Consider the following 12,755-nt stretch of genomic DNA (forward strand, 5'->3'; position numbering starts at 1 on the left):
CCGCTCAGCCGATCTCGAGCGCCGTCGCGCGCCACCGTCCGCGATGGGCCTCGAGGCGCACCGCGACCGCCCGCACCCGCGGGCCGTCGTCGACCACCACCGCGGCCTCGGCGGCCCCGTCACCGATCCGGCACACGCGGATGCGTCGGATGCCGGCGCGCCCGGGCGTGGTGGGCATCCCGGAGTGCAGGACGAGCTCGGCGCGCAGGGCCAGGTGCTCGTAGACCTCCGGCGTGACCCACCGCACGAGCTGGGCGAGCGGCCGCGCGCCACGCAGCCCTTCGACCGCCGCCTGGACCATCGCGCAGCACAGCGGCGTGGGGTCAGGCAGCGGGCCGGCCACGGTGCCCACGGCGCCCGGTGGCGACGTGCCCGCACCGGCGACCTCGCGGTCACGTCGCCACCGGCCGTCGCGGGCGAGCGCCTCCGGTGATCCGAGGAGCGGTGCGGCACCCGGCAGCACGGGTTCGGCCATCGGACGCTCGGCCGGCTGCTCGACCCGCGGAGCGAGCCGCATGCGCGGACCGGGCGTGCGGTCGGCCGGAGGCGGGTCGGTGCCGTCGGGGTCGTCCTCGCCGACGACGGCGTTGTCGACCGCCAGTCGCAGGGGGAGTCGGTCGGTGGGGCCACCGCGGCCGACCGCGTGCGTCCCGGGGCCGCCCGGGTGCGCGGGCAGGGCGGCGTGAGCCGCGGCGCTCACCGGAGCACCTCGTCCGCCGAGCCGTCCGCCGAGCCGTCCGCCGAGCCGTCCGACGCGGCCGGCGTCGGCACGGGCGGTCGCAGCACCTGACCGGGCACGATGAGTCCCGGGTCGGCGCCGATGACGTCGACGTTGACGGCGTACCAGGCGGGCCACGCGGCGGCGATGTCGGCAGCGGTCGCCCCGGTGGGCAGGTGGTCGGCGGCGATGTCCCACAGGGTGTCGCCGCGGCGCACGGTCACCGGTGCCGCGCCCGGGTCCTCTGCTGTGCCGGCGCTCGCCGCCGGACCGGCCGTGCGTACGGCGTCGGACCGGGGCGGTGGGGCTGCGGCGGCCGTGGGCGTCGTCGCGGCGTCGGCCGCGGGTGGTGCCGGGTGAGCAGGGGGCGACGGGTCGGCGGACGGCGACGGGTCGGCGGACGGCGACGACCCGGCGGACGGCGACGACCCGGCGGGTGACGTGGCCGAGGGCGGAGGTCCCGACTGCGACGCGCCCGGCGGTGGGCTCGGCGGCTCCGGGCTGTCCGCTCCGGCCTCGGACGGCGGGGTGGGCGCCGTCGGAGTGGGCGCGGCGGTGGCGGTTGTGGGGGTCGGCGTCGGGATCGGGGCGGGGCTGGAGGCAGGGGTCTGCGTCGCCGCCGGCGTCGGCGGTCCCGCGGTCCCGCCGGATGGACCCGCATCGCTCGGCGCTCCGACCCGCGGCGTGGTGGCGGCGGGCGTCGACCACGGGGCGGCACTCACGGTGGGGGACCAGCCGAGGTCGGTGGGCGGCGGGGTGGGCGCCGCGCTCGCGGGCAGCCCGGCGCCCGCGAGGGCGACGCCGGTCCCGGCAGCGAGCAGGAGCAGGCGACGGACGACGGCCGGGGCGGTCGCCGCGACGAGCCGCTCACCGGTGGCCCAGTGGTGTCCGACCGCGCGGGCCCCGAAGCACAGCACCGCGGCGACGAGGCTCACGGCGAACCACAGCGCGAGCAGCGTCCCCACGAGCAGTGCGGTCACCTCGACGGAGTCCTCCACCCGCGCGGTACGCAGCACGGCGTCCATGCCCGGCGCGTCCGGACCGAACGCCGGGCGCACCCGCGCGACGGCGCGCGCGCCCAGCGCCACGGTCGCGGCGAGCGCGAGCGCCGTCGCGACGAGCAACGGCGCCGTCCGCACCGGGGTTACCCGGGAGGGCGGGGAAAGAGGGGAGCGACGACGTCCATGGTGGTCCTCCGTGCAGTTTGATGCCGTTTGACGTTGTTCGGAGGTGACAGGTGTACGCCGGTCCGACCGAGGTGTCCAGGGATCTGGGCCATCTGGGGACCCGGCTCCAGGGATCGGTCCCTGCGGCGCGGAGCCGGACGGCGCCCTAGCGTGAGGTCATGCGCTGGGAGGCACTCTTCGCCGACATGGAGGCCCAGATGGCCGCCGCCGAGGCCGCCGAGCTGGCTGCGCAGGTGGCGGACGTGACGCGGGCGGAGCGTGCGACGGTCACGCTCGTCGCACGGCTGCGGTCGGCACGGGGGCGAGCGTGACGGTGCGGGTCCGTGGCGGGGAGCAGGCGGCCGGCGTGGTGCTCGACGTCGCCGACCAGTGGGTCCTGCTCGGCGACGGCCCACGCCGGGTGCTCGTCCCCCTCACGGCCGTCGACGGCGTCGCGGGCCTCTCAGCGGTCGCCTCGCCGGACGGCGGCGTGGTCGCCCGAGGGCTCGGGCTCGCGCACGCCCTGCGGGCGCTCGCCCGGGACCGGGTCCCGGTCCGGGTGTCGACCGACGGCGGTCAGGTCGTCGGCCGGGTCGAGCGGGTCGGGGCCGACCACGCCGACCTGACGGTCACCGACGACCCGTCGAGCGCACGCGGGCCGGGCGGCGCCGTCTGGTCCGTGCCGTTCGCGGCGCTGCGGCTGGTCCGCTCCGGGTGAGCGCGCGGTCAGGGCTCGCCGACGCCGCCGGGCGGTGCCTGACCGGCGACCGGGTCACCCTCGAGGCGGGCGCGGGTCTCGGCGTACATCCGCTCGATGTACGCCTCGAGCTGGGACGCCTCGACCCGCCACTGCAGCCGGCCGCCGATCTGGATCGCGGGCAGCTCTCCGGACCGGACCAGCGCGTAGGCCTGCGCGGTGGAGATGTTGAGGATCTCCGTCACGTCGGCGAGCGTGAGGAAGCGCGGTGGCATGCTCGCGAGTCTCCCACCCCGCCCGGGGTGCCGGCGTGCCGTGCACAGCCGTCCGCGCGTCGTCGGATGGCCACCACGCCGACGGCGGGGACGGCGACGCGGGGACGGTCGTGAGGCGGTCGTCGGGCGGTCCCGGGTCACCCGGTCGGGGGACCCCGACGGCCCGGTGCACAGGTCACCCCGCCGGCCGTCGTCCCCGGGCATGATGTGCGCAGCCCGTACCCGGCCCGAGGGGGACGCCGCATGGACGCGTCGAACAGCCTGGCCGGCCCGGTCGCCGCGCGCCTGCGGCGCCCCGGCTGGCGTGACCCGAAGCTGCTGGTCGGCGTGCTGATGATCGCGGGCGCCGTCGCCCTCGGGGCGTGGGCGGTGTCCGCCGCGGAGGCCAGCACACCGGTCTACGTCGCGCGGGGGACGCTGACACCCGGCGAGCCGATCGGTGCCGAGCAGGTCTCGGTCGCCGAGGTGCGGCTCGGAGCCGCGGAGGCGGACCACTACCTGCCGGCCACGGACCCGCTACCCGCCGGCGTCGTCGCCGTCCGGGCCGTCGGCGAGGGCGAGCTCCTGCCGCGGGCGGCGGTCGCGACCGCCACCGACCTCGACGTCCGTCCGGTGGCGGTCCCGGTCACCGACCCGCCGTCGACCGGGGTGGCCGAAGGGGCGCTCGTGGACGTCTGGGTCACCCCGGAGGTCACGGACGACGAGCCACCGACCCCGCGTCTGCTCGCGGAGCGGCTCACGGTCGCCGAGGTCGCGCGTCCCACCGGTGGCTTCGCCGTCGGGGCGGCGACCGTGGTGCACGTCCTGGTGCCGACGGACGCGCTGCCCGAGGTGCTCGGGGCGCTCGCGGCCCGCCAGGCCGTCCAGGTCGTCCTCGTGCCGGGGGCCGCGGCCCCGTGACGCTCCCCGTGCTGTGCGCCCTGCGAGGCCACCGCGAGTCAGCGGTCGTCACCGCGCTCGAGGGTGCCGGTGGCCGCATCGCGGTGACCCGGCGGTGCGCGGACCTCGCCGAGCTGCTCGGCGCCGCGGACGCCGGGCTCGGGCGGGTGGCGCTCGTCTCCGACGACCTCCCGCTCCTCGACCGGGAGACGGTCGGCCGACTGCGCGCCGCGGGTGTACGGGTCGCCGCGCTCACCGCGGACGGGGCGCGCGGTGCCGAGCGCATGGTCGCCCTCGGCGCCGACGTCGTCGTCGACGCCGCGGCGCCGCTCGACGAGCTCGTCGCCACGGTGATCGGGCTCGCCGAGTCGACCGGCGGTGGGCGCGGGCGCGGCACCGACCCGATCGGCCCGGACGACGACGGGCCGACCAGGGACCGGGCCGTGCCGGGGCCCGCTGCGGAGCGGCGCACCGTCCCGGCGGACCCGGTCCCCACGGACCCGGCGCACCCGGATCCCGCGACCTCGGACGTCGACGCGCCGCCCGGGCGCGTGGTCGCCGTCTGGGGACCGACCGGAGCCCCCGGGCGCACGACGGTCGCGGTCAACCTCGCGGCGGAGCTGGCCGCCCTGCCGGTCCCCGGCCGGCCGCCACGTGCCGCACCCGGGCCCGCGGCCGGGTCTCCGCGTGCGACGGCACCCGGGCCCGCGCCTGGGCCCGCGGCCGGGCCCGCGCGTGGGACGGCACCCGGGGCGGGGCGCTCGTGGTCGACGCCGACACCTACGGCGGCACCGTGGCCCAGGTCCTCGGGCTGCTGGACGAGGCCCCGGGCATCGCGGCCGCCGCACGTGCCGCCGGGCAGGGCGGCCTCGACGTCGCCGCGCTGGCCCGGCTGACCCCCGAGGTCGGGGACGGTCTGCGCGTGCTGACCGGCATCTCGCGCGCCGACCGCTGGCCCGAGCTGCCGGGGTCCTCGCTGGACGTCGTCTGGCAGACCGCCCGCGGGCTCACGCCGTGGGTCGTCGTGGACTGCGGGTTCTGCCTCGAGCAGGACGAGGTGCTCAGCTACGACACCCACGCCCCCGGCGCAACGCCGCGACGCTGTCCGCGCTGACCGCCGCCGACGTCGTCGTCGTGGTCGGCTCGGGCGACGCGGTGGGGATGCAGCGCCTCGTGCGGGCGATCGCCGAGCTCGCCGACACCGGCGCCGCCGCGACCGCCGAGCACGTCGTGGTGGTGAACCGGGTGCGCGCGTCGGCGGCCGGGCGGCGTCCGGAGCACGCGGTGCGGGAGGCGTTGGCCCGGTACGCCGGCGTCGAGCACCCGCACCTCGTCCCGGACGACCGCGCGGCCCTGGACGCCGCGCTCCTGCAGGGCGCCACGCTGCGCGAGGCGGCCCCGCGGTCGCCGGCGCACGCGTCGCTCGCCGCGCTCGCCGTCCGGCTGGCGGGGGTCGACCGACCGGCGGACCGTCCTCGACGGCGCCTGCGGGCGAGCGCACGCGCCTGAGGGGGCACACTGGGCGGGTGCGCCTCTACCTCCCGGTGACCCTGCTCGACGTCGACTTCGCGCCCGCCTCCGGCGTGGTCGAGGCGCCACGCGCCCACGCGGTGACGCCCGCGCTGCGCGCGCTGTTCCCCGACGAGGACGACGAGGGCCTGGAGTACGCCGCGCAGCTGGCCGCTGCGGACGACTCGCTCGAGCGCGTGGGTGCGGCCGCGGGAGCGCCGCGGCTGCGCGTGGTGCTGTCCGCCGACGTCGACGACGCCGCGGTGGACCCCCTCGACGACGCAGTGCCGAGCGCGGTGCGGGTGCGCGAGCCGGTGCCGTGGTCCGCGGTGGTGTGCGCGCACGTCGACGAGCCCGAGGCGGCCGGCGACGTGACGGACGCCCTCACCGGCGACGACGACGCGGTGGAGCGCCTCGACGAGCGTGACCTGCTCTGGTACGACCGCACCGAGCTGGGCGCCGTCCCGCGCTGACCCGGCGCCCGCGCCGCCGTCCGTGCACCGTGCACCGTGCGCGTCGGCCCGGAGCCGGCCGAGGTCAGCCCGCGTCCGGCGGCTCCAGGATGCCCAGCGCGGCGTCGTGCAGCAGTCCGTTGCTGACCAGCGCGGACCCGCCGAACGGACCGGGCTCGCCGGTCAGGGACGTGAAGCGCCCACCGGCCTCGGTCACGATCGGGACGAGCGCGGCCATGTCGTGCAGCGCGAGCTCGGGTTCGCACGACACGTCGACCGCGCCCTCGGCGACCATGACGTGCGACCAGAAGTCGCCGTAGGCGCGCGTGCGCCACACCGACCGGGTCAGGCGCAGGAAGTGGTCCAGCCGGCCCCGCTCCTCCCAGCCGCTCAGGCTCGAGTACGACAGCGACGCGTCCGCGAGGTCGCCGACCCCGGAGACGTGCAGCCGGGTCGCGGCGGACAGCGACCGCCCGGTCCACGCCCCCGAGCCCTGCGCGGCCCACCACCGCCGGCCCAGCGCGGGGGCGCTCACCACGCCGAGGACGGGCCGGCCGCCGTCGAGCAGGGCGATGAGCGTGGCCCACACCGGCACGCCGCGGACGAAGTTCTTGGTGCCGTCGATCGGGTCGACCACCCACTGCCGCGGCCCGTGACCGGTGTCCGGCATCTCCTCGCCGTGGACGGCGTCCCGCGGCCGGGTGCGGCCGAGCTGGGAGCGGATCATCGCCTCGGCGCTGCGGTCGGCGTCGGTCACCGGGGTGGTGTCGGGCTTGGTCTCGACCCGCAGGTCGAGCGCGCGGAAGCGCGCCATCGTCAGCGAGTCGACCTGGTCCGCGATGACGTGGGCCAGGCGCAGGTCGTCGTCGTACCCGGACCGGATCATGCCCTCACCGTATCGGCGCACCGGGCCGCCGCCGTCGACCGCCTCGCCGCCCCCGACGACGACGACCGGCGGCCACCGGTCCCTACCTGGTCTCGCGGTCCCCGGACCCGTCGGTCGAGCTCATCGACCCGGTGCGGCTGGCCAGCAGCCGGCGGAAGGACTCCAGGCGCGCCGAGCGTGCCGCCCGCACGTCGTCGTCCGGGGCGGCGGCGACCCATTCGTCGAGCTCGCAGTCCGGGGCGTCGTCGGCGTGCGTGCAGCCGCGCGGGCACTCCTCGGCGACCGTCGCGAGGTCACCGAACGGCGCCAGGAGGTGCTCGACCTGCACGTGCGCGAGCCCGAACGACCGCACCCGGGGGTGTCGATCACCCACGCGCCGGGCAGCTCCTCGCTGTCGGTTCCGCCGTCCCCACCGACCCCGCCGTCAGCGCCAGCAGCGCCGGCAGTGCCCGCGGAGCCGACGCCGGACGCCGGGCCGGCGGGCATCCGCAGCGCCACGGCCGACGTCGAGGTGTGCCGCCCGCGCCCGGTCGTGTCGTTCACCACACCCACGGACCGGTGGGCGTCCGGCACGAGCGCGTTGACCAGCGTGGACTTGCCGACCCCGGAGTGCCCCACCAGGACCGACGTGCGTCCGGCGAGCGCGCGCCGGACGTCGTCCAGCCCGACCCACCGTCCGTCCGGGTCACGCCTGGTCACCACGACGTCCACGCCGATCGGGGCGTACATCGCGACGAGCTCGGCCGGGTCGGCCAGGTCGGCCTTCGTCAGCGCGAGCAGCACGTCCATGCCGGCGTCGTACCCGGCGACGACGCACCGGTCGATCATCCGGGTGCGCGGCTCGGGCTCGGCGAGCGCGGTGACGATGACGAGCTGGTCGGCGTTGGCGACGATGACCCGCTCGACCGGGTCGGTGTCGTCAGCGGTGCGGCGCAGCACGGTGGTGCGTTCGGTGATCCGGACGATGCGGCCCAGGCTGCCGGCCTCGCCCGAGGTGTCGCCGACGACGTCGACCAGGTCACCGGGCACGACGCGCTCGCGGCCGAGCTCGCGCGCCTTCATCGCGATCGCCCGCCGCTCGCCGGGGCCACCGGCGTCGACCAGGAGCGTGTACCGGCCCCGGTCCACGCCGGTGACCATCGCGCTGGTCGCGTCGGCGTGCTCGGGTCGCTGCTTGGTGCGTGGGCGCGAGCTGCGCTTGCCGGGGCGGATCCGGACGTCGGACTCGTCCGGCCGGCGCGGGCTCACCGGGCGCCTCCCCGTGGCCTCATGCCGGCGCCCCCAGCATGCGCTGCCACATCGCGACGAAGTCGGGGAGCGTCTTGCTGGTGGTCGCGACGTCCTCGACGCGGACCCCGGGCACGCGCAGACCGAGCAGCGCGGCCGCGGTGGCCATCCGGTGGTCGTGGTAGGTGCGCACGACGCCGCCGCGCAGCGGGCGCGGGGTGATCACCAGGCCGTCGGAGGTCTGCTCGGCCTGTCCACCGAGCCGCGTGATCTCGGTGGCGAGCGCGAGCAGCCGGTCGGTCTCGTGCCCACGCAGGTGCGCGATGCCCCGCAGGCGGGTGGGGGAGTCCGCGAGGGCGGCGAGGGCCGCGATCGTGGGGGTCAGCTCGCCGGCCTCGTGCAGGTCGAGGTCGACACCGCGGACCGTCCCATCCCCGGTCACCGCGAGCACGTCGCCGTCCAGCCGCGTCGTCGCCCCCATCTGCTCGAGGATGCCGGGGAGCAGCGCACCGGGCTGCGTGGTCTCGGTCGGCCAGCCGGGCACCCGCACGGTCCCGCCCGCCACCAGGGCGGCGGCGAGGAACGCCCCGGCGTTCGACAGGTCGGGCTCGACGCGCACGTCGCGCCCGGCGATCGGCCCGGGCCGGACCGCCCACAGCGCCGGGCGCGAGTCGTCGACCTCGACCCCGGCCTCGCGGAGCACCGCCACGGTCATCTCGATGTGCGGCAGGCTCGGCAGGGTGCGGCCGGTGTGGCGCAGCAGCAAGCCGCGCTCGAACCGGGCGCCCGCGAGCAGGAGCGCGGACACGAACTGGCTCGAGGCGCTCGCGTCCACGTCCACCGCGCCACCGGCGACCGTGCCGCGTCCGGTCACCGTGACCGGCAGGTAGCCCGGCTCGCCGTGGTGGGCGACCTCGACGTCGAGGGCGTGCAGAGCCCCCAGCACCGGTCCCATCGGCCGGGTGCGCGCGCCCGCGTCGCCGTCGAACCGCACGGGGCCGTCGGCGAGCGCGGCCAGCGCCGGCACGAACCGCATGACCGTCCCGGCGAGACCGCAGTCGACCTGCGCACCGCCGCGCAGCGGGGCCGGGGTGACGACCCAGTCCGCGCCGTCGTCGTCGATCGTCACGCCCAGCGTGCGCAGCGCCTGCGCCATGAGGAGCGTGTCGCGTGAGCGCAGCGCGCCGCGCAGCCGCCCGGGGGCGTCGGCCAGGGCCGCCAGCACGAGGTAGCGGTTGGTCAGCGACTTCGACCCCGGGACGTCGACGAGGGCGTCCAGCGGGGTGGTGGCCGTCGGGGCGGCCCAGGCGTCGTCCGGACCGGGCGCGTGGGGGCCCGGACCGGGCGACGTCGTCATGGCGTCAGGTTAGCCGGGGACGACGACGTCCTCGGTCGACCGCCGCGACCGCTTGCTCGCCTTCGCCGCCTGCTTCTCGGCGACACGCGCGGCCTTGTCGGCGGCGGCGGCCTCCTTCGCGGCGAGCTTGGCGGCGGTGGCGCCCGCGACAGCGGCGCGCTGGGACGCCTTCGCGTCGGCGGCTGCGGCGGCCTTGTGCGCCTGCTTCTCGGCGCGCTTGCTGGCTGTGCCCACGGTTGCGACCGCCCCCGCCTTCGCCGCCTTCCGGTCCTTCTTCGCCTTGGCCACCTTGCCGGCCTTGGCTGCCTTGCCGGCCTTGCCCGCGGCGGCGACCGGCACGGCGTGCTTCGCGGCCTTCGCGCCGGCCTTGACGGCCTTCTTCTCCGCCCGCTTGGTCGCCTTGACGGTGTCGGCAGCCCCGTGGGCGGCGGCGGACCCGGCGTCCTTGGTGGCCTTGGCGGCGGTCACCGCGCCGGCCGCGCTCGCGGCCTTCTTCAGCGTCCCGCGCTTGCCCGACCCCTTCTTCGCCCCCGCGACGGTGGCGGTCGCGCCAGCCGCGGCGAGCTTGCGGGCCCGGGACACCTTCCACGCCAGCCCCGGGCGGCCCTCACGGTCGGCGGCGGCGATGAGAGCGGCGCCGCTGAAGGACACCGCCCGGATCGCGCGGTCCCGGCGCTCGGCCTTCGCGGCGGCGGACACACCACCGCGGCGGGTCGCCAGCAGGTTGGCGACCGCGGACGGCAGGGTCAGCGCGGCGAGGACGAGCGCCGCCACGCGGGGGCCTTGCCGATGGCCAGGGCTGCGCCGGCACCGATCATGGCCGCGCCGTGCACCTTCACGATGGTGCGCAGCTGCTCGTCGGTGGGTCGGGTGATCCCGAACCGCTCGACCACGGCGTCGGCGCCGGCACGGGCGGGCTCGAGGTGGGCGGCCGACCCGCGGACCGCGGCGGAGCCCTCGGTCACGAACCAGGCGGCCAGCATCGGACGTGCGATCCGGCGCAGCATCATCAGTCGTCACTTCTCTCGGTCGCAGGTGGGGCGGGGTCGCCGACGGTCGGTACGAACGACGCTAGTCGGTCCGGGTCCGGTCGGCAGAGGGAACCGGGAGACATCGGGCGCAGCGGGAATGGAGCACGGCTGCCGCGTCGTTGGGACGGTCGTGACCTGCCTGCTCGAGGAGCGACCGATGACGTCGTCGGCGACCGCCTGGGGCGGCCCGGCGCGCACGGGGCTACGCTCGCGGGTGATGAGCGAGGACACGAACCGAGCCCCCGAGGCCGAGGACGCATCCGCCCGAGCGGAGCGCTTCGAGGCCGAAGCACTGGTGTACCTGGACCAGCTGTACGCCGCCGCCCTGCGGATGACGCGCAATCCGACCGACGCCGAGGACCTCGTGCAGGAGGCGTTCGCGAAGGCGTTCGCCGCCTTCCACCAGTACCGGCCGGGGACGAACCTCAAGGCGTGGCTGTACCGCATCCTGACGAACACCTTCATCAACAGCTACCGCAAGAAGCAGCGCGAGCCGCTGCAGTCGGCCGGCGAGGACGTCGAGGACTGGCAGATCGCGCGCGCCGCGTCGCACACGTCCACGGGCCTGCGATCGGCCGAGGCCGAGGCGCTCGACCACCTGCCGGACTCCGACGTCAAGGACGCCCTCCAGCAGATCCCCGAGGACTTCCGCATCGCGGTGTACCTCGCGGACGTCGAGGGCTTCGCCTACAAGGAGATCGCGGAGATCATGGGAACGCCGATCGGGACCGTGATGTCGCGGCTCCATCGGGGAAGGCACCAGCTGCGTGAGCTGTTGAGTGACTATGCCCGTGGGCGCGGGCTGGTCGGGGCGACGGACAAGGGGAACGGGTCATGAGCGTGCAGGACAACGCGGAGGCGTCAGGGGCCACGGCCCCGGTCGACTGCGAGCAGGCCCTGGGCAAGCTGTTCGAGTTCCTGGACTCCGAGCTGCCCGAGGCCGACGGGGACCGCATCCGTGCGCACCTCGAGTACTGCGAGCCGTGCCTCGCCGAGTACGACGTCGAGGAGCACGTCCGGGCACTGGTGCGCCGCTCGTGCTCCGAGTGCGCGCCGGTCGAGCTGCACGTGCGGATCCGCGAGCACCTGACCGTCCTGCGGACCCAACTCACCTGACGCGGCGCCACCCGCCTGACGCGGCCGCCACGCTCGGCGGGACCGGGGTCCCGCGGGCGGACGAAGGGCCCGGTGCGAGGTCGCACCGGGCCCTTCGTCGTGCTCACCGCACGGCTCAGGCGTTGGGCCGCTTGCCGTGGTTCGCTGCGCTGCCCTTGCGGGCGCGACGCTTGCGTCCTCGCTTGCTCATGTGTGCTCTCCTCTGCCGCTCGCCGTGTGCCACGGCGGGCACGGCGTGATCTCGGGTCGTCTCCATCGTCCCACAGGTCCGTGGGTGCCCGCGGTCCGGCGGTGTCGCCCGTCCGCGCGCGCCCGGCGGCTCACACCCGCACCCCATCCGGTCGATGGTGGGGCGTGACCGATGCTCCGCTCTCCGTCCTGCCGCTGCTGCACGCCCTCGCGGGCTCCGGTGGGTCGGACCTGCACGTCAAGGTCGGGTCGGGTCCGCGGGTGCGGGTGGAGGGCGTCCTGCGCCGTCTCGGCGTCCGGGACCTGACCCCGGCGGACACCGCCCACATGGTCGGCGAGGTGCTCCCCGCCGACCTCGTCGAGACCTTCGCCACGACGCACGAGGCGGACTTCGCCTACTCCGTCCCGGGGTCGGCCGGTTCCGCGTCAACGCCTACCGCGCCCGCGGTGCGCACGCGCTCGTCTTCCGTCGGGTCGCCGTCGGCGCGGTGCCGCTCGCCGACCTGGGTCTGCCGGACATCGTCGGGCAGCTCGCGCTCGAGCCCCGCGGCCTCGTGCTCGTCACCGGACCGACCGGCGTGGGCAAGACGACGACGCTCGCGTCGATGGTCGACCTCGTCAACACGTTCCGTGAGGTCAACATCGTCACGATCGAGGACCCCATCGAGGTCCTCCACCAGGACAAGAAGGCGATCGTGTCCCAGCGCGAGGTGCGTCAGGACACCCTCGACTTCACGTCGGCGCTGCGCGCGGCGATGCGCCAGGACCCGGACGTCATCCTCGTCGGCGAGATGCGCGACAGCGAGACCGTGCGGGCGGCGCTCTCCGCCGCCGAGACCGGGCACCTCGTGCTGTCGACGCTGCACACGATCGACGCGGGGGAGACGGTCAACCGCATCGTCGACTTCTTCCCGCCGTACGAGCAGAAGCAGATCCGCAACGCCCTCGCGCAGTCGCTGCGCGGCATCGTGTCGCAGCGGCTCGTGCGCCGGGCCGACGGCACGGGACGGCGTCCCGCGGTCGAGGTCATGGTCAACACCGGCCGGACCGCCGCGGCGATCGTCGACCCCCTGGACTCCCCGCCGTTGCTCAGCCTCATCCGGGACGGCGGCTTCTCCGGCATGCAGACCTTCGACCAGCACCTGCTCGCGCTGGTCCGGGACGGCGAGATCACCTACGCCGAGGCGTGCGCGGTCGCGTCGAACCCCCAGGACCTCACGGTCGAGCTGCGCGGGGCCGGCCTGCTCGGCTGA

18 protein-coding genes and 1 pseudogene are annotated in these 12,755 nt (G+C 76.6%); 9 read left to right on the forward strand and 10 right to left on the reverse strand.

The window, feature by feature from the left end:
• Nucleotides 1-4: 4 nt before the first annotated feature.
• Together REH70_RS03785 and REH70_RS03790 are read right to left on the reverse strand one after the other, a co-directional pair.
• Nucleotides 5-700 (reverse strand): Rv3235 family protein, encoded by a 696-nt coding sequence (locus REH70_RS03785; protein ID WP_310752389.1) that lies wholly within the window; start codon nt 698-700, stop codon nt 5-7.
• The gene (locus REH70_RS03790) at nt 697-1,842 is read right to left on the reverse strand and encodes a LysM domain-containing protein (protein WP_310752391.1); all 1,146 of its coding nucleotides are present in this window, start codon (nt 1,840-1,842) and stop codon (nt 697-699) included. The genes REH70_RS03785 and REH70_RS03790 overlap by 4 nt, the downstream gene beginning before the upstream one ends.
• A 221-nt stretch (nt 1,843-2,063) precedes the next feature.
• Here REH70_RS03790 and REH70_RS03795 point away from each other — a divergent pair, with 221 nt between their 5' ends.
• Both REH70_RS03795 and REH70_RS03800 read left to right on the forward strand, forming a co-directional pair.
• Nucleotides 2,064-2,216, forward strand: a complete 153-nt coding sequence (locus REH70_RS03795; protein WP_310752393.1) for a hypothetical protein — start codon at nt 2,064-2,066, stop codon at nt 2,214-2,216.
• Nucleotides 2,213-2,602 carry a hypothetical protein gene (locus REH70_RS03800; RefSeq protein ID WP_310752395.1) on the forward strand — a complete coding sequence of 130 codons (390 nt, stop codon included), beginning with the start codon at nt 2,213-2,215 and terminating at the stop codon, nt 2,600-2,602. Before REH70_RS03795 ends, REH70_RS03800 begins: the two co-directional genes overlap by 4 nt.
• Before the next feature lie 8 nt (nt 2,603-2,610).
• Here REH70_RS03800 and REH70_RS03805 read toward each other — a convergent pair whose 3' ends face one another.
• On the reverse strand, nt 2,611-2,856 hold the full coding sequence (locus REH70_RS03805; protein WP_310752398.1) for a helix-turn-helix domain-containing protein: 246 nt from the start codon (nt 2,854-2,856) through the stop codon (nt 2,611-2,613).
• A gap of 243 nt (nt 2,857-3,099) precedes the next feature.
• Between REH70_RS03805 and REH70_RS03810 the strand changes: the two genes are divergently transcribed.
• Nucleotides 3,100-3,756: a hypothetical protein gene (locus REH70_RS03810; RefSeq protein WP_310752400.1), complete on the forward strand. Its 657-nt coding sequence runs from the start codon at nt 3,100-3,102 to the stop codon at nt 3,754-3,756.
• 38 nt (nt 3,757-3,794) lie between these two features.
• Here REH70_RS03810 and REH70_RS03815 read toward each other — a convergent pair whose 3' ends face one another.
• On the reverse strand, nt 3,795-4,244 hold the full coding sequence (locus REH70_RS03815; protein WP_310752402.1) for a hypothetical protein: 450 nt from the start codon (nt 4,242-4,244) through the stop codon (nt 3,795-3,797).
• Nucleotides 4,245-4,498: 254 nt separating this feature from the next.
• On the opposite strand from REH70_RS03815, the gene REH70_RS03820 reads away from it, so the two are divergent.
• From REH70_RS03820 to REH70_RS03830, 3 genes are read left to right on the forward strand one after another with little or no spacing between them, the layout of a single operon-like run.
• Nucleotides 4,499-4,849 (forward strand): hypothetical protein, encoded by a 351-nt coding sequence (locus tag REH70_RS03820; protein ID WP_310752404.1) that lies wholly within the window; start codon nt 4,499-4,501, stop codon nt 4,847-4,849.
• 20 nt (nt 4,850-4,869) lie between these two features.
• On the forward strand, nt 4,870-5,244 hold the full coding sequence (locus tag REH70_RS03825; RefSeq protein WP_310752406.1) for a hypothetical protein: 375 nt from the start codon (nt 4,870-4,872) through the stop codon (nt 5,242-5,244).
• Between the two features lie 17 nt (nt 5,245-5,261).
• Nucleotides 5,262-5,717, forward strand: a complete 456-nt coding sequence (locus tag REH70_RS03830; protein WP_310752408.1) for a DUF6912 family protein — start codon at nt 5,262-5,264, stop codon at nt 5,715-5,717.
• A 64-nt stretch (nt 5,718-5,781) separates the two neighbouring features.
• On the opposite strand, the gene hisN is transcribed toward REH70_RS03830, so the two are convergent.
• The 5 genes and pseudogenes from hisN to REH70_RS03855 all read right to left on the reverse strand — a co-directional run bounded on the left by hisN (nt 5,782) and on the right by REH70_RS03855 (nt 10,149).
• Nucleotides 5,782-6,582, reverse strand: coding sequence for a histidinol-phosphatase (gene hisN, locus REH70_RS03835; RefSeq protein ID WP_310752410.1), 801 nt, complete (start codon nt 6,580-6,582; stop codon nt 5,782-5,784).
• Nucleotides 6,583-6,664: 82 nt separating this feature from the next.
• A pseudogene (locus REH70_RS03840) lies at nt 6,665-7,830 on the reverse strand (ribosome small subunit-dependent GTPase A).
• Nucleotides 7,831-7,849: 19 nt separating this feature from the next.
• Nucleotides 7,850-9,166: a 3-phosphoshikimate 1-carboxyvinyltransferase gene (aroA, locus tag REH70_RS03845; RefSeq protein ID WP_310752414.1), complete on the reverse strand. Its 1,317-nt coding sequence runs from the start codon at nt 9,164-9,166 to the stop codon at nt 7,850-7,852.
• Nucleotides 9,167-9,175: 9 nt separating this feature from the next.
• A complete protein-coding gene (locus REH70_RS03850; RefSeq protein WP_310752417.1) occupies nt 9,176-9,940 on the reverse strand; it encodes a hypothetical protein in 765 nt (254 codons plus the stop codon).
• Entirely contained in the window at nt 9,913-10,149 is a 237-nt protein-coding gene (locus tag REH70_RS03855; protein ID WP_310752419.1) for a hypothetical protein, read from the reverse strand. The genes REH70_RS03850 and REH70_RS03855 overlap by 28 nt, the downstream gene beginning before the upstream one ends.
• 205 nt (nt 10,150-10,354) lie before the next feature.
• Between REH70_RS03855 and REH70_RS03860 the strand changes: the two genes are divergently transcribed.
• Nucleotides 10,355-11,035 carry a sigma-70 family RNA polymerase sigma factor gene (locus REH70_RS03860; RefSeq protein WP_310752421.1) on the forward strand — a complete coding sequence of 227 codons (681 nt, stop codon included), beginning with the start codon at nt 10,355-10,357 and terminating at the stop codon, nt 11,033-11,035.
• Nucleotides 11,032-11,313, forward strand: coding sequence for a mycothiol system anti-sigma-R factor (gene rsrA / locus REH70_RS03865; RefSeq protein ID WP_310752423.1), 282 nt, complete (start codon nt 11,032-11,034; stop codon nt 11,311-11,313). Before REH70_RS03860 ends, rsrA begins: the two co-directional genes overlap by 4 nt.
• Before the next feature lie 115 nt (nt 11,314-11,428).
• Here the strand turns inward: rsrA and REH70_RS20345 are convergent, their stop codons facing one another.
• Complete coding sequence (locus REH70_RS20345; RefSeq protein WP_374109490.1) at nt 11,429-11,503, reverse strand: 50S ribosomal protein bL37; 75 nt, start codon at nt 11,501-11,503, stop codon at nt 11,429-11,431.
• Between the two features lie 154 nt (nt 11,504-11,657).
• On the opposite strand from REH70_RS20345, the gene REH70_RS03870 reads away from it, so the two are divergent.
• Nucleotides 11,658-12,755, forward strand: a complete 1,098-nt coding sequence (locus REH70_RS03870) for a PilT/PilU family type 4a pilus ATPase (protein ID WP_310752425.1) — start codon at nt 11,658-11,660, stop codon at nt 12,753-12,755.

The sequence above is a fragment of the Cellulomonas sp. ATA003 genome (assembly GCF_031582905.1).
Taxonomy (GTDB): Bacteria; Actinomycetota; Actinomycetes; order Actinomycetales; family Cellulomonadaceae; genus Pengzhenrongella.

Excerpts from the sequence above, each read along its gene's own strand:
- REH70_RS03805 (WP_310752398.1), bottom strand. The coding sequence starts at position 2,856 with ATGCCACCGCGCTTCCTCACGCTCGCCGACGTGACGGAGATCCTCAAC.
- REH70_RS03810 (WP_310752400.1), top strand. The coding sequence starts at position 3,100 with ATGGACGCGTCGAACAGCCTGGCCGGCCCGGTCGCCGCGCGCCTGCGG.
- rsrA (WP_310752423.1), top strand. The coding sequence starts at position 11,032 with ATGAGCGTGCAGGACAACGCGGAGGCGTCAGGGGCCACGGCCCCGGTC.
- aroA (WP_310752414.1), bottom strand. The coding sequence starts at position 9,166 with ATGACGACGTCGCCCGGTCCGGGCCCCCACGCGCCCGGTCCGGACGAC.
- REH70_RS03795 (WP_310752393.1), top strand. The coding sequence starts at position 2,064 with ATGCGCTGGGAGGCACTCTTCGCCGACATGGAGGCCCAGATGGCCGCC.
- hisN (WP_310752410.1), bottom strand. The coding sequence starts at position 6,582 with ATGATCCGGTCCGGGTACGACGACGACCTGCGCCTGGCCCACGTCATC.
- REH70_RS03860 (WP_310752421.1), top strand. The coding sequence starts at position 10,355 with ATGACGTCGTCGGCGACCGCCTGGGGCGGCCCGGCGCGCACGGGGCTA.
- REH70_RS03855 (WP_310752419.1), bottom strand. The coding sequence starts at position 10,149 with ATGCTGGCCGCCTGGTTCGTGACCGAGGGCTCCGCCGCGGTCCGCGGG.
- REH70_RS03870 (WP_310752425.1), top strand. The coding sequence starts at position 11,658 with ATGGTGGGGCGTGACCGATGCTCCGCTCTCCGTCCTGCCGCTGCTGCA.